The sequence below is a fragment of the Streptomyces sp. NPDC057445 genome (assembly GCF_042802855.1).
GTDB lineage: Bacteria > Actinomycetota > Actinomycetes > Streptomycetales > Streptomycetaceae > Streptomyces.
The window spans coordinates 93,404-115,893 of sequence record NZ_JBHVDH010000022.1; the positions used below are offsets into that span (position 1 = coordinate 93,404).

General features: G+C 70.8%; 19 protein-coding genes, 2 tRNA genes and 2 pseudogenes. 11 read left to right on the top strand and 12 right to left on the bottom strand.

Going from position 1 to position 22,490, the window contains the following annotated elements:
- The first annotated feature begins 27 nt into the window (after positions 1-27).
- Positions 28-912, top strand: a complete 885-nt coding sequence (locus ACFU5O_RS31370; protein ID WP_384245580.1) for an RNA polymerase sigma factor SigF — start codon at positions 28-30, stop codon at positions 910-912.
- Positions 913-1,064: 152 nt separating this feature from the next.
- On the top strand, positions 1,065-1,832 hold the full coding sequence (locus ACFU5O_RS31375) for a hypothetical protein (RefSeq protein WP_384245581.1): 768 nt from the start codon (positions 1,065-1,067) through the stop codon (positions 1,830-1,832).
- 304 nt (positions 1,833-2,136) lie between these two features.
- On the opposite strand, the gene ACFU5O_RS31380 is transcribed toward ACFU5O_RS31375, so the two are convergent.
- A complete protein-coding gene (locus ACFU5O_RS31380) occupies positions 2,137-2,358 on the bottom strand; it encodes a hypothetical protein (RefSeq protein WP_384245582.1) in 222 nt (73 codons plus the stop codon).
- Positions 2,359-2,563: 205 nt separating this feature from the next.
- Here ACFU5O_RS31380 and ACFU5O_RS31385 point away from each other — a divergent pair, with 205 nt between their 5' ends.
- The 4 genes from ACFU5O_RS31385 to ACFU5O_RS31400 all read left to right on the top strand — a co-directional run bounded on the left by ACFU5O_RS31385 (position 2,564) and on the right by ACFU5O_RS31400 (position 6,924).
- Positions 2,564-3,040 carry a MarR family winged helix-turn-helix transcriptional regulator gene (locus tag ACFU5O_RS31385; protein ID WP_384245583.1) on the top strand — a complete coding sequence of 159 codons (477 nt, stop codon included), beginning with the start codon at positions 2,564-2,566 and terminating at the stop codon, positions 3,038-3,040.
- 24 nt (positions 3,041-3,064) lie between these two features.
- Positions 3,065-5,533 (top strand): MFS transporter, encoded by a 2,469-nt coding sequence (locus ACFU5O_RS31390; protein ID WP_384245584.1) that lies wholly within the window; start codon positions 3,065-3,067, stop codon positions 5,531-5,533.
- Between the two features lie 110 nt (positions 5,534-5,643).
- The gene (locus ACFU5O_RS31395) at positions 5,644-6,456 is read left to right on the top strand and encodes a YceI family protein (RefSeq protein ID WP_384245585.1); all 813 of its coding nucleotides are present in this window, start codon (positions 5,644-5,646) and stop codon (positions 6,454-6,456) included.
- Positions 6,457-6,465: 9 nt separating this feature from the next.
- A complete protein-coding gene (locus ACFU5O_RS31400) occupies positions 6,466-6,924 on the top strand; it encodes a PPOX class F420-dependent oxidoreductase (protein ID WP_384245587.1) in 459 nt (152 codons plus the stop codon).
- 135 nt (positions 6,925-7,059) lie between these two features.
- Here the strand turns inward: ACFU5O_RS31400 and ACFU5O_RS31405 are convergent, their stop codons facing one another.
- The 9 genes from ACFU5O_RS31405 to ACFU5O_RS31445 all read right to left on the bottom strand — a co-directional run bounded on the left by ACFU5O_RS31405 (position 7,060) and on the right by ACFU5O_RS31445 (position 16,688).
- Complete coding sequence (locus ACFU5O_RS31405; RefSeq protein WP_384245588.1) at positions 7,060-7,836, bottom strand: TetR/AcrR family transcriptional regulator; 777 nt, start codon at positions 7,834-7,836, stop codon at positions 7,060-7,062.
- 125 nt (positions 7,837-7,961) lie between these two features.
- On the bottom strand, positions 7,962-8,108 hold the full coding sequence (locus ACFU5O_RS31410; RefSeq protein ID WP_384245590.1) for a hypothetical protein: 147 nt from the start codon (positions 8,106-8,108) through the stop codon (positions 7,962-7,964).
- A 29-nt stretch (positions 8,109-8,137) separates the two neighbouring features.
- Complete coding sequence (locus ACFU5O_RS31415) at positions 8,138-10,585, bottom strand: ArnT family glycosyltransferase (protein ID WP_384245591.1); 2,448 nt, start codon at positions 10,583-10,585, stop codon at positions 8,138-8,140.
- Positions 10,582-11,973 (bottom strand): glycosyltransferase, encoded by a 1,392-nt coding sequence (locus ACFU5O_RS31420; protein ID WP_384245593.1) that lies wholly within the window; start codon positions 11,971-11,973, stop codon positions 10,582-10,584. The genes ACFU5O_RS31415 and ACFU5O_RS31420 overlap by 4 nt, the downstream gene beginning before the upstream one ends.
- Before the next feature lie 26 nt (positions 11,974-11,999).
- Positions 12,000-13,520 (bottom strand): sensor histidine kinase, encoded by a 1,521-nt coding sequence (locus ACFU5O_RS31425; protein ID WP_384245594.1) that lies wholly within the window; start codon positions 13,518-13,520, stop codon positions 12,000-12,002.
- Between the two features lie 118 nt (positions 13,521-13,638).
- Entirely contained in the window at positions 13,639-14,382 is a 744-nt protein-coding gene (locus ACFU5O_RS31430) for a response regulator transcription factor (RefSeq protein ID WP_384245596.1), read from the bottom strand.
- Positions 14,383-14,460: 78 nt separating this feature from the next.
- Positions 14,461-15,381, bottom strand: a complete 921-nt coding sequence (locus ACFU5O_RS31435) for an amidohydrolase family protein (RefSeq protein WP_384245597.1) — start codon at positions 15,379-15,381, stop codon at positions 14,461-14,463.
- A complete protein-coding gene (locus ACFU5O_RS31440; protein ID WP_384245598.1) occupies positions 15,338-15,673 on the bottom strand; it encodes an antibiotic biosynthesis monooxygenase family protein in 336 nt (111 codons plus the stop codon). Before ACFU5O_RS31440 ends, ACFU5O_RS31435 begins: the two co-directional genes overlap by 44 nt.
- 130 nt (positions 15,674-15,803) lie before the next feature.
- Positions 15,804-16,688: a DUF2797 domain-containing protein gene (locus tag ACFU5O_RS31445; RefSeq protein WP_384245600.1), complete on the bottom strand. Its 885-nt coding sequence runs from the start codon at positions 16,686-16,688 to the stop codon at positions 15,804-15,806.
- Positions 16,689-17,195: 507 nt separating this feature from the next.
- Here ACFU5O_RS31445 and ACFU5O_RS31450 point away from each other — a divergent pair.
- The 4 genes and pseudogenes from ACFU5O_RS31450 to ACFU5O_RS31465 form a co-directional block, all read left to right on the top strand.
- Entirely contained in the window at positions 17,196-18,458 is a 1,263-nt protein-coding gene (locus ACFU5O_RS31450) for a PucR family transcriptional regulator (RefSeq protein WP_384245601.1), read from the top strand.
- Between the two features lie 72 nt (positions 18,459-18,530).
- A complete protein-coding gene (locus ACFU5O_RS31455) occupies positions 18,531-19,370 on the top strand; it encodes an enoyl-CoA hydratase/isomerase family protein (RefSeq protein ID WP_384245602.1) in 840 nt (279 codons plus the stop codon).
- A 997-nt stretch (positions 19,371-20,367) separates the two neighbouring features.
- Positions 20,368-20,951: pseudogene (locus ACFU5O_RS31460) on the top strand (replication initiator).
- Positions 20,948-21,098: pseudogene (locus ACFU5O_RS31465) on the top strand (DNA-binding protein); the annotation flags it as partial. The pseudogenes ACFU5O_RS31460 and ACFU5O_RS31465, both read left to right, overlap by 4 nt.
- Positions 21,099-21,151: 53 nt before the next feature.
- Here the strand turns inward: ACFU5O_RS31465 and ACFU5O_RS31470 are convergent.
- A tRNA-Arg gene (locus ACFU5O_RS31470) sits at positions 21,152-21,224 on the bottom strand.
- A 270-nt stretch (positions 21,225-21,494) separates the two neighbouring features.
- Positions 21,495-21,585, bottom strand: a tRNA-Ser gene (locus tag ACFU5O_RS31475).
- Between the two features lie 242 nt (positions 21,586-21,827).
- Between ACFU5O_RS31475 and ACFU5O_RS31480 the strand changes: the two genes are divergently transcribed.
- Positions 21,828-22,271, top strand: coding sequence for an SSI family serine proteinase inhibitor (locus tag ACFU5O_RS31480; protein ID WP_384245603.1), 444 nt, complete (start codon positions 21,828-21,830; stop codon positions 22,269-22,271).
- The last annotated feature ends 219 nt before the right edge of the window (positions 22,272-22,490 follow it).

Sequence of the window (22,490 nt, forward strand, 5' to 3'; positions counted from 1 at the left end):
GACCGTCCGCGACCTCCAGGGGGTGGCATGTCCGCAGAACAGGGCAGCTCGAAGGTGCTCACACGCGAGCCGAGCGTTCCCTCGCCCGCCGTGCTTCCGGTGCCCGTGCCGGCGTCCCCGGAAGCTCCGCCAACACCGGCAGTCCCGGCAGCCCTCGACACCCGTACGCTCTCCCGCTCCCTGTTCCTGCGGCTGGCCACTCTGGACGAGGAAAGCCCGGAGCGAACGTATGTACGCGACACCCTCATCGAGCTCAATCTGCCGCTCGTCCGGTACGCGGCGGCCCGCTTCCGCAGCCGCAACGAGCCGATGGAGGACATCGTCCAGGTCGGCACGATCGGCCTGATCAAGGCGATCGACCGCTTCGACTGCGAACGGGGCGTGGAGTTCCCGACGTTCGCGATGCCGACGGTGGTCGGCGAGATCAAGCGCTTCTTCCGGGACACGAGCTGGTCGGTGCGGGTGCCGCGCCGGCTGCAGGAGCTGCGGCTCGCGCTGACCAAGGCGAGCGACGAGCTGGCCCAGAAGCTGGACCGCTCCCCGACGGTGCCCGAACTCGCGGCGGTGCTCGGCGTTTCGGAGGAGGACGTGGTCGACGGCCTCGCCGTCGGCAACGCCTACACCGCCTCGTCGCTGGACTCCCCGTCCCCCGAGGACGACGGCGGCGAAGGCTCCCTGGCGGACCGCCTGGGCTACGAGGACAGCGCGCTGGAGGGCGTCGAGTACCGCGAGTCCCTCAAGCCCCTGCTGGCCAAACTCCCCCCGCGAGAGCGCCAGATCATCATGCTGCGCTTCTTCGCGAACATGACGCAGTCCCAGATCGGCGAGGAGGTCGGCATCTCGCAGATGCACGTCTCGCGGCTGCTGACGCGCACGCTGGCGCAGCTGCGCGAAGGCCTCATCGGGGACTGAGGGTCGGTCGTGGGGGCTTGACGGCCCCCACGACCCATCCCGCACCGACCGGTCGGCGCGGCGCACCCTGCGAGGGCCCCGGGCGAACAGGCGTTGTGGGTGTTCCCCTTCGCGGGGTTCCTCATTGACGGATCGTCAGACACACTGGCGCGATGCGACGGCGACAGGTCGGCTACGGACTTGCAGGGGCCGCGCTCTGCCTGGGCGGCGCCTTCGCCGCCTGCGGTGGCGGCGGGCAGGGCGCCGGGTACGTGGCCCTGGGGGCCGCCGGGCCCGGTCCGGACGCGGGACCGACGGCCGCGGTGCGGCCGTCGGGAGAGGTCGAGCTGGTCCCGCTGGACGACGCGGCGTCACGCCCGCCCGGCGGCGCGGGCCGCGGCTCGGCCACGCCCCCTGCGGACGTGCGGCCGGGCGCCGGTCCGGGGTCGGAAGCGGACACAGGCACAGAGGCCCGCACGGGTTCAGGTTCGGGCGGCGCCCCGGACGCCGGCACGCCCACGAAACCGGGCCGTACGGACGGGCCCTCCCGCCCGTCCACCGGAGACGGCGGCGCCACCCTGCCGGCCCCCTCCCCGACCCCCCGCCCGGGCACCACCCCGCCCGCGACCCCGCCGGGGCCCGCGGTGCTGAACGTCGGGGAGCCGTTGCGTGGCGGCACGGAGAAGCGCTGGTGCGAGACGGTGACGCTGAAGTTCCGGAACACCGGCGGTTCGCCCGTGCGGTCCGGCAGCGTCATCTTCGGGACGCACATCATCGGCGCCCTCGGGATCGACTGGGCGACCGTCGAGTCGGCGCAACCGCTGCCCACGCCGATCCCCGCCGGCGCGGCGAGCACACATACCTACACGGTGTGCGTCGAGTCCTGGCGCGTTCCGCTCGGCATGCACATCGAGACGCGAGACGTACGCGCCGACTACTAGGGTCGTTCGTTCATCAGGCCGGATCAGTGAGCGGGGGTCCGGCGGCGCGCATCGCAAGGCGGAGGAAGGAACCCCACGCGGGGGGCGCCTCCCTGCGGTGGCTGCGGGGACGTCGGCGACCGACGACAACGCAGCGAGGCGGCCCACCAGGGCACGCGAGCCCGGCAAGATCCGAACCGGCAAGATCCGAACGAGAGGCCCTGGACCCCGCTGAACCCCGTGCGGACCCGCGGCCACCGGCCGGGGCCTCCGGGTACTGGGTACTGGGTACTGGGTACTGGGTGGCGAAAGTACCTGCGCGACGCTACGCGAGCGCCAGCCAGGCCACCGCGCCGAGGATCGCGACGACCGCCACGATCCCGATGATCAGGCCGACCCGGGGACCGGACTGCGCGGGCGCGGCCGAGCGGCTGCCGGCCTGCCGTGGCGGCGCACCCTCGTCGACGAAGGCGCGGAACATCTGCGTGCTGCCCGCGGGGTCGTAGCTGCCCTCGGGACCCTGGGGGGCTTGGGGGTTGTGTGCCATGGGCCAGGACACTAGCGAACCCTGGTGACCCGCCCAACCCCCGGCCCGGCACCCTCGCGACATACCCCCAACATGTCCGCACCATGACCTCGCATATGCAAAGCCTTTGGTGTTCTTTTACTCCTCAACGGTCATTTTCGTTTGCCTGCAGCAACCATCTGAATCTATGGTTGCCCTAAGCAACAAGATCTGGGGGTGCCTTCCCATGGCCGAACGGGGCCAGTACGAGGAGCTGGCCCGGCAGATCAGCGCCGTGGGTGCCGTGAAACGCGGACTCTCCCGGTTGCTGCCCGCCGAGTGCCCATCCGGGTCCGCGGCCGTACTGGCCCTCCTGGACCGGTACGGCGAGATGCGGATAAGCCGCCTCGCCGAGCTGCTCGCCGTCGACATGTCGGTGACCAGCCGGCACGTCGCCCATGGCGCCGAGCGGGGCTGGATCGAGCGTTCGCCCGATCCGGACGACCGCCGTTCCCGCATCCTGCGGCTCACACCCGCGGGCCGGGACATGCTCGACGACCTGGGCCGGCGTACGGCGGACCTGTTCGCCCACCACCTCCGGGACTGGTCCGACGAGGAGGTCGGCCGGCTCAGCGACATGCTGGCCCGCCTCCGGGACTCCTTCGGGGACTGCCGGGCCCAGACCGGCCGCACAGTCGTGTCCACACCTGCACAGCACACATAACAGACGAGAAAGACAAGGAAGTTCATGGCTACGACCACACCGACCGGTGTGCGGGGCGGCCACGCCAAGACCCGGGACAGTGGCTCGCCGATGACGCACCGGCAGATCATGGAGGCGCTGTCCGGGCTGCTGCTCGGCATGTTCGTCGCCATTCTGTCCTCGACGATCGTCTCCAACGCCCTGCCGGAAATCATCACCGACCTCGGTGGCGGCCAGTCCGCCTACACCTGGGTGGTCACGGCGGCCCTGCTCTCGATGACCGCCACCACCCCGCTCTGGGGCAAGCTCGCCGACCTCTTCTCCAAGAAGCTCCTGGTCCAGATAGCCCTCGTCATCTATGTGGCCGGCTCGGTCGTCGCCGGCCTCGCCCAGAACACGAGCATGCTGATCGCCTGCCGCGTCGTCCAGGGCATCGGCGTCGGCGGTCTCACCGCCCTCGCGCAGGTCATCATGGCCGCGATGATCGCGCCTCGGGAGCGCGGTCGCTACAGCGGCTATCTCGGTGCGACATTCGCCGTCGCAACGGTCGGCGGTCCGCTTCTCGGCGGAGTCATCACCGACACCGAATGGCTCGGCTGGCGCTGGTGCTTCTACGTCGGTGTGCCGTTCGCACTCATCGCGCTCGTCGTGCTCCAGAAGACCCTGAAGCTCCCGGTCGTGAAGCGGGAGGTGAAGGTCGACTGGGCGGGCGCGCTCTTCATCAGCGCCGCCGTGTCCCTGCTGCTGATCTGGGTGACCTTCGCGGGCGACAAGTACGAGTGGATGTCCTGGCAGACGTACGCCATGACCGGCGGCGCCGTCCTCCTCGGCGCGCTGTTCCTTCTCATCGAGTCCCGGGCGAGCGAGCCGATCATCCCGCTGCGTCTCTTCCGCAACCGCACCATCACGCTGGCCTCGCTGGCCTCCCTCTTCGTCGGTGTCGCGATGTTCGCGGGCACCGTCTTCTTCAGCCAGTACTTCCAGCTGGCCCGGGACAAGTCGCCGACCATGTCCGGCGTCATGACCATCCCGATGATCGCGGGCCTCTTCGTCTCCTCGACGGTCAGCGGAATGGTCATCACCAAGACCGGCAGGTGGAAGGCGTGGCTGGTCAGCGGCGGTGTGCTGTTGAGCGGTGGCCTCGGGCTGCTGGGCATGATCCGGTACGACACCGAGTACTGGCGGATCGCGGTCTTCATGGCCGTCATGGGCCTCGGTCTCGGCATGATGATGCAGAACCTCGTGCTCTGCACCCAGAACCAGGTGGCTCCGCAGGACCTCGGCTCGGCCTCGTCCGTGGTCACCTTCTTCCGCTCGCTGGGCGGTGCGGTCGGTGTCTCTGCGCTGGGCGCGGTCCTCGCCAACCGGGTCACCCGCTATGTCGAGGACGGGCTCGCCGAACTCGGCCCGAAGGGCGCGGCCCTGGGCCACGGCGGCACGGGCGGTGGCGGCATCCCCGATCTGGACACGCTGCCGGCCCCGATCCGTACGGTCGTGGAAAGCGCCTACGGGCACGGTGTCGCGGACATCTTCCTGTGGGCGGCGCCGTTCGCGGTGCTGGCGTTCCTGGTGACGCTGTTCATCAAGGAGGTGGCGCTGAAGAGCGGTTCGCAGCCCGAGGGCGCGGCCGAGGAGTCCGGGGTTCCCGCTCCCGAGTCCCGGGCCGACGCACCGGCGGAGGCGCCGGTCACGGCCGCCCTGGACGGGACGGAGTCCGGGGCCACCGTCACCGCGGCGGCCTTCGCCGCCGGAACCCCCGTACGCGGAGTCGTACGGGGCGCGGAGGGCGCGCCCGTCGAGCGGGCCGCCGTCACTCTGATCTCCCTGAGCGGACGGCAGCTGGGCCGCACGATGGCCCACCCGGACGGCTCGTACGCACTCGACGCGCCGGGCGCCGGCTCGTACGTCCTGATCGCCTCCGCCGACGGCTTCCAGCCGCAGGCCTCCACGGTGCTGGTCGGCGACGAACCTCTGGCCTACGACATCGCCCTCGTCGGCACGAGCGGACTGGCGGGTGCCGTGCTCGCCGCAGCGAGCGGTGCTCCGGTGGAGGGCGCCATGGTGATCGTCACCGATGTGCGCGGCGACGTCCTGGCCACCGGCACGTCCGCCGCGGACGGCGGCTTCGCCTTCGCCGAACTGGTCCCCGGTGCCGTGACCGTGGCCGTGAACGCGACGGGCTTCCGGCCGCTGGCCCTCCCCGTGGAGATCGGCGGCCAGGGCGTGACCAGGATCGAGGTCGCCCTGCAGACCGGCGCCCTGGTCCAGGGCGTCGTACGGGCGGGAGCCGGCCGGGGGCCGCTGGCCGAGGCGCGGGTGACGCTCCTCGACGCCGCCGGGAACGTGGTCGCCACGGCGACGACCGGGGACGACGGGGCGTACGCCTTCGCCGACCTGGACGCGGGCGACTACACCGTCATCGCGGCCGGGTACCCGCCGGTGGCGGGGTCCCTGACGGTGACCGGCCGCGGCATCGACGGCCACGACATCGCACTCGCCCACCCCGGCGAGTGATCCGACCCCCGGGCGGCGCTCCGAGCGGAGGCGCCGCCCGGGGCCGGGGCGGCGGGCAGGGACGGCCTGCCGCCCCGGCGACCCACGCAAGGAGAGAAACGGGAAACGGGATGGGACTGAACGCACACGTCAGGACCAGGGACGGCTGGGCGCTCCAGCACGCGGTCGTGACCCTGACCGACGCAACGGGCACCCAGGTGCTGCGCGCCGAGGCAGGCGCGGACGGTGCCGTCCGCACGGAGACGGCACTGCCGCCCGGACCGTACACGGCGATCGTGACGGCCCTCGGGTACGGTCCGCACGCCTCGACCGCATTGGTCACCGCGAGCGGTCGGGCCGACATCGGCCAGGTGGTGCTGGCCCGCGCCGGCGGGCCCGAACTGCCGCCACCCGGCATCTGGTCGCTGGACCCGGCGCACTCGTCGGTCGCGGCGGTCGCCCGTCATCTGGGAATCTCCGGCGTGCACGGGCGGTTCACCGACTTCCGCGGCCGTATCGAGATCGCGGAGGACCTCTCCCGCTCCCGTGTGCACGCGGTGATCGACGCGGCCTCGATCGACACGGGCAACGGCACGCGGGACGAGCACCTCAGGTCGCCCGACTTCCTGGACGTGGAGCTCTTCCCCGAGATCACCTACCGCAGCCACGGCCTGACGGCCGCCGGCCCCGACCGCTGGACGGTGCACGGACTGCTGTCGCTCCGCGGGGTCGAGCGCGAGGTGGACCTGTCGCTGTCGTACCTCGGTACGGGCCCTGATCCGTGGGGCGGCGTGCGGGCGGCCTTCCACGCGACGGCGGAGCTGCACCGGGAGGACTTCGCGATGCACTACAACCAGGTGGTCCAGGCGGGCATCTCGGCGATCGGCACGACACTGAAGGTCGAGCTGGCCGTCCAGGCGGCCCAGGGTGAGACCCTGCCCTAGGGTGCGGACATGGCAGCCGATTTCGCGAGCAACACCCCTGTGGACCTGGACGCGTTGCTGGAGTTCGTCCGGCCCCGCCATCGCGCGATCCTCCTCACCCGCCGGACCGACGGCGGCCCCCAGGGTTCCCCGGTGATCTGCGGCGTCGACGACTCGGGCCGGATCGTCGTCTCGACCTACCCGGAGCGGGCCAAGACGCGGAACGCGAAGCGGGACGAGCGGGCCGGCGTCATCGTGATGAGCGACGCCTGGGACGGGCCCTGGGTGCAGATCGACGGCACGGCCGAGGTGATCGACTCCCCCGAGTCGGTCGAGCCGCTGGTCGAGTACTACCGCGCCGTCTCGGGTGAGCACCCGGACTGGTCGGAGTACCGCGAGGCGATGGTCGAGCAGGGCAAGTCGATCATCCGGATCACTCCGGAGCGCTGGGGGCCGGTGTCGAAGGGCGGCTTCCCGAAGCCTGCGTAGCAGTGCGAGGGAAGAAACAAGAGGGGTCCGAAGCCTGCGTAGCAGTGCGAGGGAAGAAACAAGAGGGGTCCGAAGCCTGCGTAGCAGTGCGAGGGAAGAAACAAGAGGAGCCCAAGGCCCGCGTGGCCCGCACCCTCATGCCTCGGCGTTCCGCTCCACCATCGTCTCGATGCCGGCGATCATCAGGTCGAGGGCGAACCGGAAGTCGCGTTCGAGCATCTCCTCGACCGTGCCGACGCCACGGGCCTCCATGATCTGCACCGCGTCCTTGAACATCTCGTCGAACTCCGGCATCTCCCGGGTCGCCCCCATGGCATCCGCGTAGTACTCGTCCATGGTCATGCCGGCGTCCGCGCAGCGCTTCTTGAAGTTGCCTTCCACCGTGCCGACTCCGTAGACGAACTGGAACACCGCGGACAGCGCGGCCGCCTGCCAGTTCAGCGGCAGTCCGGTGTTGCGGACGACCTTCTGCACGGTCGCGGAGAAGGCCAGCGAGTTCGGCCCGATGTTCAGATAGGTGCCGATGAGGGAGGACACCCAGGGGTGAGCGACGATCAGCTTCCGGTACTGGCCCGCGAGTTCCCCGAGCTGGTCGCGCCAGTCCGCTCCCTCCGCCGCCGGGTCGGGCATCCGCATCTCGCCGAAGACCGAGTCGAGGGCCAGCTCCAGCAGGTCGTCCTTGGTGTCGACGTACCAGTAGACGGACATCGCGGTCACGCCGATCTCCGCGGCGAGCCTGCGCATCGAGAACTTCGCCAGACCCTCCGCGTCGAGCAGCCGTACCGTCACCGCGGTGATCTTGTCCCGGTCGAGGCCCGACGGCTGGTCGGCCTTACGGCTTCGAGGGGCCTTGCCCTCCAGCCACACGCTCGTCCGTGCCGGACGCTTCGTGCTGTCGGCTGCCGCCACCATGGTGTTCCTCCTCCTCGCGCCGGGCGTACGAACCGGATTTCGCCGGTCCGTACGGTCCACCCGGTCCCGATGCTATGCCGCCGATCAGGCGAGAGTCCGCCTGCCGGGACGAGTCCGCCCCGCTGTCAGACGGCCTGCTGAGGTGAGGACTCCTGCTGCCGTGGCTCCACCCGCTCCACCCGCTCCGACGGCTCCGACGGCTCTGCCCGCTCCCCCCGCTCGGCCCGCCGCAGCAGCACCGCGGCGAGCACACCCCCCGCCAGCACCGCCACCGCACCCACCACTCCTACGCCGTATAGCGCTATTTCCGCGCGGTGAGGTCGTAGAGGGTGGCGCCGCCTACCGTGGCCTGCGAGAAGTTCTCCTCCACCCAGGCGGAGACCTCGCTGCTCGTGCCGCCGCTCCTGCCGGGCATTCCGCTGTCCCCTGCGATGAAGTAGTGGATCTTCCCGGCTGCCACGTACTGCTTGAACCGGGCGAGGGTGGGGGACGGATCACTGCCGTTGAAGCCGCCGATCGCCATGACCGGCTCCTCGGTGGCGAGCTGGTATCCGGCGGCGTTCTGGGAACCGACGGCGGCGGCGACCCAGGTGTAGTCGGAGGCGTTCCGTGTGAGCTCGGCCTTGACGGCGGCGCTGACGTCCGGACCGTTGAGAAGCCCGCCCATGCCGCCGCCGCGACGCTCGCCCTGGCCCTGACCCTGGCCCTGACCCGTGCCGGGCAGCCGGCCGCCCTGACCCGCCGTGGGAGGCTGACCCATGCCGGGCATCCGGCCCTGCCCCAGCCCCATTCCGGGCATTCCGCCCTGACCTCCTGCGGGAGGCTGCCCCATGCCGCCCCCGGGCATCGCGCCGCCCTGTGGACCCTGGCCCGTCCCGCCGCCCTGACCGCCGGCCGTCCCGGGCGTCAGCATGCGTCCGCCCGCGCCGCCCTGGCCACCGGGACCACCCTGGCCGCCGGGACCGCCTCCACCGGGACCGCCCCGCATCGAGGCCGGGCCCGCCGTCACGATCGAGCCCTGGTGCCCGGTGTCCAGCGTGGACAGGGTGTACGCCGTCGGCCCCGCGAGCGCGGCCGCAAGACCGAGGCCCGCCGCACCGAGTGTGAGCCGTCGCCCGAGGCGCCCGGCGAACAGCAGCGCGCCCGCCGCCACGAGCCCGGCGACCAGCACCGCCGATCCCAGCCAGGGCACGAAGTCCTCCGTGCGGCCGAGCAGTACGTACGCCCATACCGCCGTCACCGCCGTCGCACCCGCCAGCGCCAGGCGTGCCGCGAGCTGCGCCCGCTCCTCCCACAGCACCGTCGCTCCCATACCGACGAGGGCGGCGATGTACGGGGAGAGCGCGACCGTGTAGTACTCGTGGAAGATCCCGGCCATGAAGCTGAAGACCGCGAGGGTCGTCAGCAGGGAGCCGCCCCACACGAGGAACGCGGCCCGGACCGCGTCCGTGCGCGAAGCCCGCCAGGTGATGACGATCCCGGCCACCAGGAGGATCAGCGCGGCAGGCAGCAGCCAGGAGATCTGGCCGCCGATGCTGTCGCCGAACATCCTCCCGACTCCGGTCTCGCCCCAGCCGCCACCCTGTCCACGGCCGCCGCCACCTCCTCCGACGCTTCCGGTCTCATTGCCGTTGATGCGCCCGAGGCCGTTGTAGCCGAAGGTGAGCTCCAGGAAGCTGTTCGTCTGCGAGCCTCCGATGTACGGGCGCGAGGCCGCCGGCCACAGTTCGACGACGGCGACCCACCAGCCTCCGGAGAGAATCAGCGCCAGGCCCCCGAGCGCGAGTTGGCCGAGCCTCCGGCGCACGGTCGTGGGTGCGCACACCGCGTACACCAGCGCCAGCGGCGGCAGGATCAGGAAGGCCTGCAGCGTCTTGGTGAGAAACGCGAAGCCGATCGCGGCGCCCGCCCACACCAGCCACTTGGTCCGTGCGCCCTCGAGGGCGCGCAGGACGCAGTGGACGGCGACGGTCATGAGCAACGTCAGCAGCGCGTCAGGGTTGTTGAAGCGGAACATCAGCGCCGCGACCGGCGTGAGCGCCAGCACCGCGCCCGCGAGCAGCCCGGCGGCGGGGCTGAAACGCCGCCGCACGGCCGCGTACACGACACCCACCGTCGCCACGCCCATCAGCACCTCGGGCACGAGGATCTGCCACGATCCGAGCCCGAAGAGCCGTACGGACAGGGCCATCGGCCAGAGCGCGGCGGGCGGCTTGTCGACGGTGATGGAGTTCGCGGCGTCGGAGGACCCGAAGAAGAACGCCTTCCAGCTCTCGCTGCCCGCCTGGACCGCGGCCGAGTAGAAGGAGTTGGCGTAGCCGGAGGCGCTGAGGTTGTACAGATACAGCAGTCCGGTGATCAGCAGCAGCGCGAGCAGGGCCGGCCGCACCCAGGCCGGGTCCTCCGGCCGTCCCCGCCGGAGTCGGGCGAGCCGCCCGGTGGGAGGCACGGCGGCTCCGCCTGTCGTGCCGGGCCTGCCATGTGCGTACCCCCACGCGGCACGGCCGCCCGCGTTCGGCCCGGTGTCATCACCGCGCCCGGGCGGGGCGCCGTCACCGGCCGGGCCGGTCACCGGACCGCCGTGCGCCGCAGGGGACCCGGCCGCAGAGGCGCCCGTCGGCCCGCCCCGCGCCGACGCGGAAGCGCCGGGCACGGGATCCGCCGCGGCCTCGGAGACCCTGTGGTCCGCCCTGCGAAAGGGCCCGAAGGGCGCCGGTCCTTCGTGCTGGTTGTGCGGTGTCGTCGTCATACGTCGGTCCTTGTCGTCGTCATGGTCGGCCCGTCACCGGAAGGCAGGGCACGGAGCCGCACGGTCGCGTCGGCGCCGGGGCCTTCGGCAGGGCGGGCGGCTGTGCCCCCGCCCGGGGCGGCGCCGGACCCCGGCTCGGGCGCGCCCTCGCGCCGCTCCGGGAACACCCAGGCGCGCAGGAGAAGGAAGCGGAGCACCGTCGCCGCGAGGTTCGCGACGATCAGGACCGCCAGTTCCGTGCCGTGGGAGGGCGTGGCGGTGGCCGCGTCGAGGGCGGCGAGGGAGCCGCTCGTCAGCGTGAGGCCGATGGCGAGGACCACGAGGCCCTGGGCCTGGTGGCGCAGCACGCGTTCCCGGCCGCGTACGCCGAAGGTGAGCCTCCGGTTGGCGGCGGTGTTGGCGATCGCCGAGACCAGGAGCGCCGCGGCGTTCGCCGCCTGCGGCCCGACTCCGGCTCTGAGGACGGAGTACAGGAGCAGATAGAACAGGGTGGAGAACGCCCCCACCACACAGAATCCGACCAGCTGCCGGGCGAGTCCGCCCGGTACGCCGCTGAGCCGCCGGTCCCTCGGGTCGTCGCCGAACGGCCGCGCGAGCCGGTCCAGCGGCAGCGCGCCGACCGCGAGCGCCCGCCCCACCCGCCACACGCCCTTGAGGTCGTCGACCGCCGTACTCACGATGTGCACCGTGGAGTCGGGGTCGTCGACCCAGTCCACCGGCACCTCGTGGATGCGCAGTCCCGCCCGCTCTGCGAGCACCAGCAGCTCGGTGTCGAAGAACCAGCCGGTGTCCTCGACCATCGGCAGCAGCCGCTCGGCCACGTCGCGCCGTATCGCCTTGAAGCCGCACTGGGCGTCCGAGAAGCGCGCGGCCAGCGAGCCCCGCAGGATCAGGTTGTAGGCCCGGGAGATCAACTCCCGCTTCGGCCCCCGCACGACGCGGGAGGACCTCGCCAGCCGCGAGCCGATCGCCAGGTCGGAGTGACCTGAGATCAGCGGCGCGACCAGCGGCAGCAGGGCGTTGAGGTCGGTGGACAGATCGACGTCCATATAGGCGAGTACGGGGGCGTCGGACGCGCCCCAGACGGTCCGCAGCGCCCGGCCTCGCCCCTTCTGCTCCAGCCGGTACGCCCGCACCCCGGGGAGGGAGGCTTCGAGCGCCGCGGCGACCTGGGGTGTGCGGTCGGTGCTCGCGTTGTCGGCGACAGTGATCCTGAAGCCGTACGGGAACGTCCGTGCCAGATGGTCGTGGAGCCGGCGTACGCACGGCTCCAGGTCCTTCTCCTCGTTGTGGACGGGGATCACCACGTCGAGTACGGGCGTGCTCGCCGCCGTGGCGGGCAGATGCTCCCGTGCCGGCAAGGTGCCCGGTGCAGTGTCGGTTCGCATGGCCCTGACTCTCGCCAGGGCCGCTGTCACGGCATTGTGGTGAGGCTGTGCGTCGTCTGTGAGTCGCGGGCCCCGAGGGTCAGGGGCAGCCGGACGGTGAAGACCGTGCGCCCCGGCACGCTCTCCACGGCCACCGTCCCGCCGTGGGCGGAGACGACGGCATGCACGATCGCCAGCCCCAGACCGGTGCTTCCGGCCTGACGCGAACGGGAGGCGTCGCCACGCGCGAAGCGTTCGAAGACATGCGGGAGCAGCGCCGACGGGATGCCCGGCCCGTCGTCCCGGATCTCCAGGGCCACGGCCGTCGCGCGCTCGAGCGGCCGGACCCGCGCGGTCACCGTCGTCCCCGGCGGCGTGTGCGTACGGGCGTTGGCCAGCAGATTGACCAGCACCTGGTGGAGACGTGCCGGGTCGGCGCGTACCGTCACGGGCTCGTCCGGCAGCTCGAGCCGCCACGTATGGTCCTGCCCGGCCGCACGGGCATCGCTCACCGCGTCCACGACGAGCATCGGGAGATCAGCGCTCTCGTACGAGAGCGGGCGTCCGGCGTCGAGCCGCGCCAGCAGCAGCAGATCCTCCACGAGCCCGGTCATGCGCGTGGCCTCCGACTCGATCCGCCCCAGCGCATGCCGGGTGTCGGGGCCCGTCTCCTCACGGCTGCGGCGCGGGAGTTCGGCGTAGCCGCGGATCGAGGCGAGCGGTGTGCGCAGCTCATGGCTGGCGTCCGCGACGAACTGCCGCACCCGTGTCTCGCTCTCCTGACGCGCGTGCAGCGCGGAATGGACGTGGTCGAGCATCCGGTTGAGCGCCGCGCCGACCTGCCCGACCTCCGTGCGGGGATCGGCCTCCGCGTCGGGCACCCGCTCGTGCAGCGCCACCTCCCCGCTGTGCAGCGGAAGTTCGGAGACGCGCGTGGCGGTGGCGGCGACCCGCCGCAGCGGGCGCAGCGCGATTCCGACGAGCGTCCCGCCCGCCAGCCCGGCGGCGATCAGCCCGGCACAGGTCACACAGACCTCGACGACGAGAAGGGTGCCGATGGTGCTGTGCACCTCGGCGAGCGGCAGCGCGACCAGGAAGGTGCCGTTACCGCCGTCCGCGTACGTCACGCGGTAGGAGCCGAGACCCGGCAGCTCCACGGTGCCCGGGGCACCGCCGCGCGGGACAGCGGCGAGCGCCGCCTTCTCCGGCTCCGACAGCGCGCGGTCCGTGATCTGCGGGCCACGCCCTTGCGTGTCCTGCTGCGTGGAGACGACACCGGCGCCGAGCGTCCCGTCGGCGCTCACCTCCACCCCGACCGTGCCGACGGGCGCGCCGCCCCCGGTCACGAACCTCAGCGGATCACCGGGCGGCGGGAGCACCGCGTCCCGCGCCTCCGGCGGTGGCCCCGCGGCCCGCCGGGCGAGGGCGTGCAGCTGCTCGTCCTTCTGCCCGTAGAGATAGCTGCGCAGGGCGAGCGTCGTCACCGTGCCGATCACCGCCGCCACAACCGCGATCAGCGCGACCGCGGACACGACCAGCCGGGTCCGCAGCGACCACCTCCTGGGCATCCGGCGCACCCCGCGCATACGGCCCGTCCCTCGCATCCGGTCCGTCCCGTGCGTCCGGCCCGTCCCGTGCGTCCGGCGCGTCCCGTGCGGCCGGCGCCCGCTCATCCGGCGCATCCGGTCATTCACCCGGTTTGATCAGATATCCCGCACCACGCCTGGTGTGGATCATCGGCGACCGGCCGGCATCGATCTTCCGCCGCAGATAGGAGATGTAGAGCTCGACGACATTGGCCTGGCCCCCGAAGTCGTACGACCAGACACGGTCCAGGATCTGCGCCTTGCTGAGCACGCGCCGCGGATTGCGCATCAGATAGCGCAGCAGCTCGAACTCGGTCGCCGTGAGATGAATGCCCGCGCCGCCCCGGGTCACCTCATGGCTGTCCTCGTCGAGGGTGAGGTCCCCGACGACGAGCAGGGACTCACCACGCGCGGCCGCCGCCGCGCCGGACCGACGGATCAGCCCGCGCAGTCTCGCCACGACCTCCTCGAGGCTGAACGGCTTGGTGACATAGTCGTCGCCGCCGGCCGTCAGCCCCGCGATCCGGTCCTCGACGGCGTCCCTCGCGGTGAGGAACAGCACCGGCACGTCGGGGAGTTCACGCCGCAGCCTCGCGAGCACGGCGAGCCCGTCCATGTCGGGCAGCATCACGTCCAGGACGACGGCGTCGGGCCGGAACGCGCGCGCCGCGCGCACCGCCCCCGCGCCGTCCCCGGCGCTGTGCACCTCCCACCCTTCGTAGCGCAGCGCCATGGAGAGCAGTTCGGCGAGGGACGCCTCGTCGTCCACCACGAGCACCCGGACCGGACCGCCGTCCGGCCTGCGCAGTTCGGTACGTCCCTGGGGAGAGGTGGTGGTCGTCATGGTGCCCACCCTGGAACCCCGCCGTGAGAGCGGCCTTTCCCTTACCTGTGAATTCCCTGAGAACCTCGCGACGCTGCCTCAGGGCCGCGCTCGGAGGAAGAGCCGGGCGCCGTTCTCGTAGCAGACGGCTCGCAGCCAGTCGTCCCCGAGCTCCAGCCGCTCCAGCGCCTCGAGCTGGTGGAGATACGGATACGGGATGTTGGGGAAGTCCGTGCCGAGCAGCACCCGCTCCGCGAGGTCGGCCAGCCGCCCCCGCTCGCTCACCGGGAACGGACTGAACCGCTCGCTGAAGTCCGTGAACGCCATGGTGGTGTCGAGACGCACCTGCGGGTACCGCTCGGCCAGATCCAGGAAGTCCGTGTACTCGGGCATCCCCATGTGCGCCACGATCAGCGGCAGCCGCGGGTGGCGCGCGAGGAGCCCGGCGATCGGCTCCGGCCCTGTGTACTTGCCGGGCGCCGGGCCAGAACCGCAGTGCATCACCACCGGGATCCCCGCCTCGGCGAACAGCCCCCACACCGGGTCGAGCAGCGCGTTGTTGGCGTCGTACGCCCCCACCTGCAGATGCGACTTGAAGACCCGGGCGCCGTTGTCGACGGCCCGGCGGACATAGCTCTCCACGCCCTCCTCGGGATAGAGCGTCGCCGTGTGCACACAATCGGGCGTGCGGGACGCGAAGTCGGCGGCCCAGCCGTTGAGCCACTCCGCCATCCCCGGCTTGTGCGGGTAGAGCATCGACGTGAACGTCCGCACCCCGAACTCCCGGAGCAGGGCGATCCGCCGGTCCTCCTCCTCGCGGTAGGCGATGGGCCACTCCATCCCGGTCAGCGGCCCCACGGAGTCGAAGTACGCCCACACCTTGTCGAGCACCCGCTCGGGCATGAAGTGCGTGTGGACGTCGACGAGCCCGGGCAGCCCGAGCCGCTCCCAGAACGCGCGTACCGCCGCGCCCTCCTCAGTCCCGTTCAAAGTCGTAGCTCCGCTCGACCTTGCCGACATGGACGCTGTACCGCTCGTACCACTGCTCACGACCGCGCTGCTGCGCGCTCCGGTGCTCCGGATCCCGCTGCCAGGCGGCGATGGAGTCCTCGTCCCGGAAGTAGCCGACGGTGATGCCGAGCCCGCCCGGCGTACGGGCCGACTCGTACCCGAGGAACCCGGGCACCTGCTCGACCAGCTCACTCATGCGTACGGCGGTCTCGTCGTAGCCGCTGGGGTCCGGTTGCAGACGGGACGTGAACACAACGGTGTAATAGGGCGGTTCGATCCCCGCCACAAGGTGATCGCTCATGACGAACACCCTCCGACGTGCGCCGATGCGGTGTCCAGGCCACCGGCCCAAAGGGATCCGAGTCTTTACCGTCCCGGGCGCGGACGCACGCGGCCGGCACGGTACGGCCGCGCCGTTCCCTGTCGGCCGCTCAGAAGAGCCCGTCCTGGACGCCTCGCGGCAGCTCGTCGACGGGCGCGGTGACAGCGCCGAGCGGATCGGAACCGACGAGCTCCCATCCGGCCATCACCCGGGTGTCGACGACAAGCGTCCGTCCGTCGGCACCGAGCAGATGCAGATCGGGCCCGGCGGCGGCGACCAGCCGCCCGGCGACGGCCGCGCCGTCCGCCAGCTCCCGCACCACGCCCGAGGCCGCGGGGGCCCCTTCGAGCCCGAACACCCCCATATGGTCGGCCGCCCCCGACCCGAGCCGCTTCAGCGCCTCGGGCCACCCCTCCAGCGAGACCGCCCGCGCATGCAGCTGCGTGATCTCGGCCGTCCGCTCACCGGCCCGGGCGGGAAGCAGGGCACGCACCGCCCGCTTCTGCGCGTACGGGATCCGGTCCGGCACCCCCAGTGCGGCGCGCAGCAGTTCCTCCGTACGCCGCGCCGCCATCAGCGGCCCGCGCCCCAGCCAGCTGAACACGACCGCACCCTGCTCCAGCAGCCGCGCCGCGCCCCGCTCCTCTGCGGTGATCCCGACCTTGACCATCCCGGGCCCGAACCAGGCCAGATAGACCCGGTACGGACGAGGGTCGTCGGCGATGGTGTCGGCGGCCACCGAGTGCGCCCGGTCCAGCCGCGTGCATTCCGGGCACAGTCCTCCCGTACTCCGCCCCGGCACCACGGCCCCGACGGGGCACACGTTCCCCCGCGCCCCGCGGCAGGCCCGCTCCCCGACGGCCCGGAAGCCGAGCGGCTTCCCGTACCCGACCCGGCTCTCACGCAGTTCCCCGCCCCGGCCCCAGCGCAGCACGGGCGACGCGTCCCCTGCCCAGCCCATCCCCCGGAACCGCCACCGGTTGCCGCCGCCCATGCTCCTCCGTTCCTCTTCACTTCCGAAGACACCGAAACATCGAAGACACCGAGACACACTTCGCTGCTGCACGTGCCGACGCGAGAGGCCCCCGGATCATCGCCGGGGGCCTTTCGGCTCTTTGCACGCGGCAGGATGCGAACCTGCAACCCTCTGATCCGTAGCTCCGGCGGGAACGGTCGGTGACGGCCATACCGGCCGCACGCGTCCCCGAAGACCCGAAGACCCGAAGACCTAAAGACCCGAAGAGACGTTAGCGGACGGGGGCGGTCGCTGTGGTTGCGGTACTCCGCTGCTGTACGGGAACCGCCGTTGCCGTCGGTCGCCGACGTCCCCCGGCTACCGCTGGGTGGTGCCCCCCATCGCGTGGGCTCCTTCCTTCGCCTTGCGATGCGCGCCGCCAGGCCGATGGATCATTCCGTCGGCGGTATTCGCAGGCTCGCCGGAGTGCGGCCTGTCGCGTCCCGCAGAAGCGGATGGATCACGAACCCTCTGTAGGATTGAGAAATGGCTGCGGAGCATCCAGAGGCCGCAAAACAACTGTCCGTGGTCGCGGAGAACGTAGGGTCACACCTCACGGAGATCAGCCGCGACATAGGGGAGTACGTTCTTGCCGAAATCCCGGAGCTCAAGGGCGACGCAACCGTCATCAAGATCCTGCGGGCGAGCGTCGCGGAAAATGTCGCCACGTTGCTGCACATTTTCGAGAACGACATACCCCTGGACAAGATCGAGGGGCCTGCAGCTGCTCTTGAGTACGCCAGGAGGCTGGCTCAGAGGGGTATCCCCCTCAGCGCGATGGTCAGGGCCTACAGGATCGGCCACTGGCGCTTTCTGCACTGGTGCCTGGACGAACTCAACCGACGGGACGCCGACGAGGAACTCGCCACCGCGACCAACCGGCGCATGCTGCAGGTGAGCTTCGGTTACATCGACCGCGTGACCGAGCATGTCATCGTGGTCTACCAGCAGGAACGCGATCAATGGCTGCTCAGCCAGACCGCCGCGCGTGCCGCGCGCGTGCGGGACATCCTCACCGAGAAGGACGTCGACCTCAACTGGGCCGAACCAGCCCTTGGTTACCGGCTCCGGCAGCACCACCTCGGGCTGGTGGCCTGGTTGCCCACACTGAAGGGTGAGAGTGAGGGACTGGCTCGACTCCACCGGGTGACCAACGAGATCGCCCAGAAGCTGGGCTGCCCTGCCGGGCCGCTGTTCGTCCCCCGAGATGCAATTGCGTCCTGGGCCTGGCTGCCGTTCGGCCCGGGCAACGACGTCTCCTGGAAACAGGTGTCGAATGTGGTCGAGCGCAGCGATCCTTCCGTGCACGTGTGCGCCGGGATCGTCGGGTACGGCATCGAGGGATTCCGCTCCACGCACCGACAGGCATTGTGCACGCAGGAACTTGCGGCAGCGGCCAGTCCGGCGCCCCAGTTCACCGACTTCTCCGCTGTCGCTCCCATCGCCTTGGTGGCCAAGAACATCGACAACATGCGCGCTTGGGTGTGGGGAATCCTGGGCCTGTTGGCCGTCGATGACGAGCACAGCGCACGGCTCAGGGAGACCGTGCAGATATTCCTGGGCACCGGCTGCAGTTACACCGCCACCGCCGACGCTCAGATTCTCCACAAGAACACCGTGCAGTACCGCATCCGGAAGGCCGAGGAAATCCTGGGACACCCGGTCCAGCAGGAGCACACCGACCTGGAAGTCGCACTGCTCGCCGTTGAGTACCTCGGCTCGACCCTCCTTCTCACCGGTCCCGAATGAAAATGGCCGACCGTACCTTCGTCGCACCAAGCTCTTCACTCGGATCAGCATGGCAAACCCGGGAAGGCCGAGATGACCGCCTCGTACGAAACCATCAAGACCAGGTTGGACGGCAACGTCCTGGCCGCCACGTTCAACGCGCCGCCGATGAACCTCATCGGTCCCGAGGTCGTACGGGACCTGGTCGCACTGCTCGAAGAACTGTCACAGCCGACCGCCCCACGCGTGGTGATCTTCGACAGTGCGGACGCCGACTTCTTCTTCCCGCACGTCGACATGACGAAAGTCGCCGAGTACACCGCTGAGGCCGCGAAGGCCGGAGGCCCCGGCGATGCCTCCCTGGGAATGCTGTTTCGCAAGCTGAGCCTGCTGCCGGTCGTCACCATCGCCAAGCTGCGCGGCCGCGCCCGGGGAGCGGGCAGTGAGTTCCTCCTTGCCTGCGACATGCGCTTCGCCTCCCGGGAGAACGCCGTCCTGGGCCAGCCCGAAGTGGGAATCGGAACACCCCCCGGCGCGGGCGCGATCCAGCACCTCACCCGTCTGCTGGGCCGGGGCCGTGCACTCGAAGCCGTGCTGACGTCGTCGGACTTCGACGCCGACCTCGCCGAACGCTACGGATGGGTCAACCGTGCGGTCCCTGACACCGAACTGGACGAGTTCGTAGCAGGCATCGCCGCGCGTATGAGCGGCTTCCCCCGCGATGCGCTGATCGCGGCCAAGTCGGCCATCAACGCCGTCAGCCTGCCGGCTCCTGCCGAAGTTCGCGCAGACGCCGCGCTGTTCCAGCAACTCGTGCGAGGCGAGGGAGTGCAGCAGCGCACGGCTGAGCTGTTCGAGCGGGGCTTCCAGACCCGTGGTGCCACCGAACTCGGCCTCGGGGACGCCCTGGGCGACTTGAAGGCCGTCGACTGACGAAGAACTGCCGTGAGGTCGGTGGAGTGGGTGCGGTCGGTGGCCCGCCCGGTCCGGGGCCGAGCATGATCAGGGGGCCGTACGCCTGCACGCAACTCGGGCAGGCCTGTCCCCCGCCCGCAATGTGACCGCGTGGCCCCTTGGTCCTGCTCGACGCCTTCGACGCCTTCGACGGTGCAGGAGTGCAGGACACGGTCCGCTCCGCGCAGAGTGACTATCAGCCCGTAGGAATGCGGTCTCGATCTCCATCCCTGGTGGTAGAGATCGGCGGGTTCGGCTGCGGGACGGTGAACGGGATCAAGCAGGGTGGTGATCAGCCGGACGCAGGTGGAACGCTGTTGGCCGTCGCCGGTGGTGGCGCCGACCCGGTAGGTGACCACGCGCACGGTCACCTCCCCGGGCGGAGGTGTGACCCGGCCGCCGGAACAGCACCGGGTGCCGGCCGAAAGTCACGGGCACGCGGCGGGCACGGTGACCACCTCGATGCGAACTACACTCGCCGATGAGACGCTACTGGACTTGTCCCCGGTGGTGCTCGACTCCGCGTACGTCAGGGGAGCCCGGGCGGAAATACCACGCGGTCGACGGCTGCTTTCAGGAGCGGTGGGCTGTTGGCGTCAACTGACGTTTGCGCAAATGGCTTGGACCTGAAATGTGACCTGCTGAGCGGATTCGTTCACGATTTCGCCATCCCAGGCAGTGTTGCCCGCGACCGCCCCCGACGACACGAGCCTGGTGTCTCCGAAGAAGCTGAGGACGCCTCCGCCTGTGACCACCTTCCCCGGGTCGCAATCCACCTGGGCGCCGCAAAGGGAGCCGTTGGGGGGACATGTGAAGTCGCCTGTGTTCACGTCGTATCCGGAGATTCCGTCCTCACCGGCGGGTCCTGTCGCGCCGGTGGCACCCGTAGGACCGGTGGCGCCTGCGGGACCCGTCGGACCCGTGGGGCCCCTCTTGCCGCCCTTTCCGTGGCCGTCCCACCCGTCGCCGACCCCGTGTGGCCCGTCCTGGAACGAGTGGCCGTTGTAGGCATACATGGCGCCCCCCCCGCCAGCTCGACATCCGCACCATCCGCACCGCCGACTTCGACGGCCCGACCCAACTCAGCGACAAGGCGGTTGCCGCCTACATCGCCAAATACGCCACCAAAGGTGCCGAGACCGCGACCGGCACCCTCGACCGGCCCCTCCGGTTCATCGCCGAACTCGCCCGCATGACCTCTCCCAGCATGCTGAGCGGCTGGTCCGCACCGCCTGGACGCTCGGCGCACGCAAGGACCTGGAAGACCTGCGCCTGCGCGCCTGGGCTCACATGCTCGGCTTCCGCGGCCACTTCTCCACCAAGACCCGCCGCTACTCCACCACCCTCGGCGCCCTCCGCGCCGCCCGCGCCGAATGGCGAAGCCTCCAGGCCGCCATCGCCCGTGGCGACCAGGCCCCGGGGCCGGCCAACCCTGACAGCGACGACACCACCCTCGTCCTCGCCCACTGGGTCTACGCCGGAATCGGCCTCACCCGAGGCGAGGAATGGCTCGCCGCCGCATTCACACCCGACACCCTGGAAGGAGACACCGCCGTATGACCATGACCGTGATCGAGCGCAAGTGGTACACGACGGCAGAGGTCGCCGAGATGCTCGGCTACGGCCTGCCCCAAAATGCTCGTGCTCACAGGAGACCGCTCCCTGAAAGACGGGCGTAACCGCCGCATCCTGCCGCGCTGGGTAGAGTACGCGCCAACGCGAAAGGCCCCCGGATCATCTCCGGGGGCCTTTGGCCTGTGTGCACTCGGCAGGATTCGAACCTGCAACCTTCTGATCCGTAGTCAGATGCTCTATCCGTTAAGCTACGAGTGCTTGTCTGTGACCTGGGCCACTTGCGCTACCTTCCGGGCTTTTCTGCCCGGTCGGCGTTGCGGGAACAACATTACATGACCTGCGCCGCCAGACGAAATCCATTAGTCGCACCCTGCCTGAGCTGGGAAAGCACCCGTACGGCCGTACGGGCGCCCGCCCCTGGAGAGGACACCGGCGACCCACTGAACGGCCGGTGCGCAACCCCCTCGCAACGACCGGCGGCGGAACGACCGAAGCCCCGGCCGTCTGGCCGGGGCTTCGGTGTTGGTGCGGAGGCGGAGGGATTTGAACCCTCGATGGGCTTTAAGACCCAAACCGCATTAGCAGTGCGGCGCCATAGACCGGACTAGGCGACGCCTCCAGCACACCCACGCGGGCGCGGGTGGTGCGTGCAGATGATGACACAGCCGGGTGGGCTGTCACCAATCGCTCCCCACGGTACTAGGCACGCGGCCCCCGGGGCAAAGAGCCGCCCGGCGCCGCCGGACGGCTCTTTCTCGGCGCCCGGCCGGGTGAGTCCGGGTTGCGCAACGCGCGGGCGTGCGGAGCGTTAGAGATGCCGGGGCGGCCACCGCCCCCCAACCGTCATCCACAGGAGCACCCATGCTGCGCCGCCTCGTCCTCACCGCCACGGCATCAGTGGCCACGCTCGTCGTCACCGCCCCGGGCGCCTCCGCGCTCGGCCCGCTCCCGCTGCCCCTGCTGCAGGAGGAGTCGCGCGACCGCCTCACGGTGACCACCTCGCACACCGGCAACCCGAAGGCGGACGGTACGTACGAGCTGACCTGTGGCCCGGACGGCGGTACCCACCCCGAGGCAGAGGGCGCCTGCGACCGGCTGGACGAGCTCGGAAAGAACGGGCGCGACCCCTTCGCGCCCGTCGGCCAGGACCGGATGTGCACACAGCAGTACGGCGGCCCCGCCACCGCCCGCATCACCGGAACCTGGCACGGCCACCCCGTCGACACCTCCTTCGACCGCAGCAACGGCTGTGAGATCGGACGGTGGCGGGCCATGGAACCTGTCCTGCCGACCGCACGGGTGTAACGGGCGCGATGACCGGGGGCGCCGGACGGCGCCCAGGTCAGCGTGCGTATCAAGAGGCGAGGGAGTACTCCGTGTACACAGAACCTTGGTGAGAGCTCCCCCTCATCCGCCGCCGTATGCCCATCCCCTGCCCTTAGACTCCTTTCAGTGACAGGCCGCGGCCCGAGGGGCAAGATGGAGCCGGCCGTCCGCAAGATGCTGTAGGTCAGGGAGGAAGCG

Bases quoted from the DNA above. Each gene is read 5' to 3' on its own strand.
- ACFU5O_RS31425 (WP_384245594.1), bottom strand. From the start codon at position 13,520: ATGCCCAGGAGGTGGTCGCTGCGGACCCGGCTGGTCGTGTCCGCGGTC.
- ACFU5O_RS31450 (WP_384245601.1), top strand. From the start codon at position 17,196: ATGGCTGCGGAGCATCCAGAGGCCGCAAAACAACTGTCCGTGGTCGCG.
- ACFU5O_RS31455 (WP_384245602.1), top strand. From the start codon at position 18,531: ATGACCGCCTCGTACGAAACCATCAAGACCAGGTTGGACGGCAACGTC.
- ACFU5O_RS31415 (WP_384245591.1), bottom strand. From the start codon at position 10,585: ATGACGACGACACCGCACAACCAGCACGAAGGACCGGCGCCCTTCGGG.
- ACFU5O_RS31380 (WP_384245582.1), bottom strand. From the start codon at position 2,358: ATGGCACACAACCCCCAAGCCCCCCAGGGTCCCGAGGGCAGCTACGAC.
- ACFU5O_RS31480 (WP_384245603.1), top strand. From the start codon at position 21,828: ATGCTGCGCCGCCTCGTCCTCACCGCCACGGCATCAGTGGCCACGCTC.
- ACFU5O_RS31375 (WP_384245581.1), top strand. From the start codon at position 1,065: ATGCGACGGCGACAGGTCGGCTACGGACTTGCAGGGGCCGCGCTCTGC.
- ACFU5O_RS31430 (WP_384245596.1), bottom strand. From the start codon at position 14,382: ATGACGACCACCACCTCTCCCCAGGGACGTACCGAACTGCGCAGGCCG.
- ACFU5O_RS31405 (WP_384245588.1), bottom strand. From the start codon at position 7,836: ATGGTGGCGGCAGCCGACAGCACGAAGCGTCCGGCACGGACGAGCGTG.
- ACFU5O_RS31440 (WP_384245598.1), bottom strand. From the start codon at position 15,673: ATGAGCGATCACCTTGTGGCGGGGATCGAACCGCCCTATTACACCGTT.
- ACFU5O_RS31385 (WP_384245583.1), top strand. From the start codon at position 2,564: ATGGCCGAACGGGGCCAGTACGAGGAGCTGGCCCGGCAGATCAGCGCC.
- ACFU5O_RS31400 (WP_384245587.1), top strand. From the start codon at position 6,466: ATGGCAGCCGATTTCGCGAGCAACACCCCTGTGGACCTGGACGCGTTG.
- ACFU5O_RS31445 (WP_384245600.1), bottom strand. From the start codon at position 16,688: ATGGGCGGCGGCAACCGGTGGCGGTTCCGGGGGATGGGCTGGGCAGGG.
- ACFU5O_RS31390 (WP_384245584.1), top strand. From the start codon at position 3,065: ATGGCTACGACCACACCGACCGGTGTGCGGGGCGGCCACGCCAAGACC.
- ACFU5O_RS31420 (WP_384245593.1), bottom strand. From the start codon at position 11,973: ATGCGAACCGACACTGCACCGGGCACCTTGCCGGCACGGGAGCATCTG.
- ACFU5O_RS31435 (WP_384245597.1), bottom strand. From the start codon at position 15,381: ATGTCGGCAAGGTCGAGCGGAGCTACGACTTTGAACGGGACTGAGGAG.
- ACFU5O_RS31370 (WP_384245580.1), top strand. From the start codon at position 28: ATGTCCGCAGAACAGGGCAGCTCGAAGGTGCTCACACGCGAGCCGAGC.
- ACFU5O_RS31395 (WP_384245585.1), top strand. From the start codon at position 5,644: ATGGGACTGAACGCACACGTCAGGACCAGGGACGGCTGGGCGCTCCAG.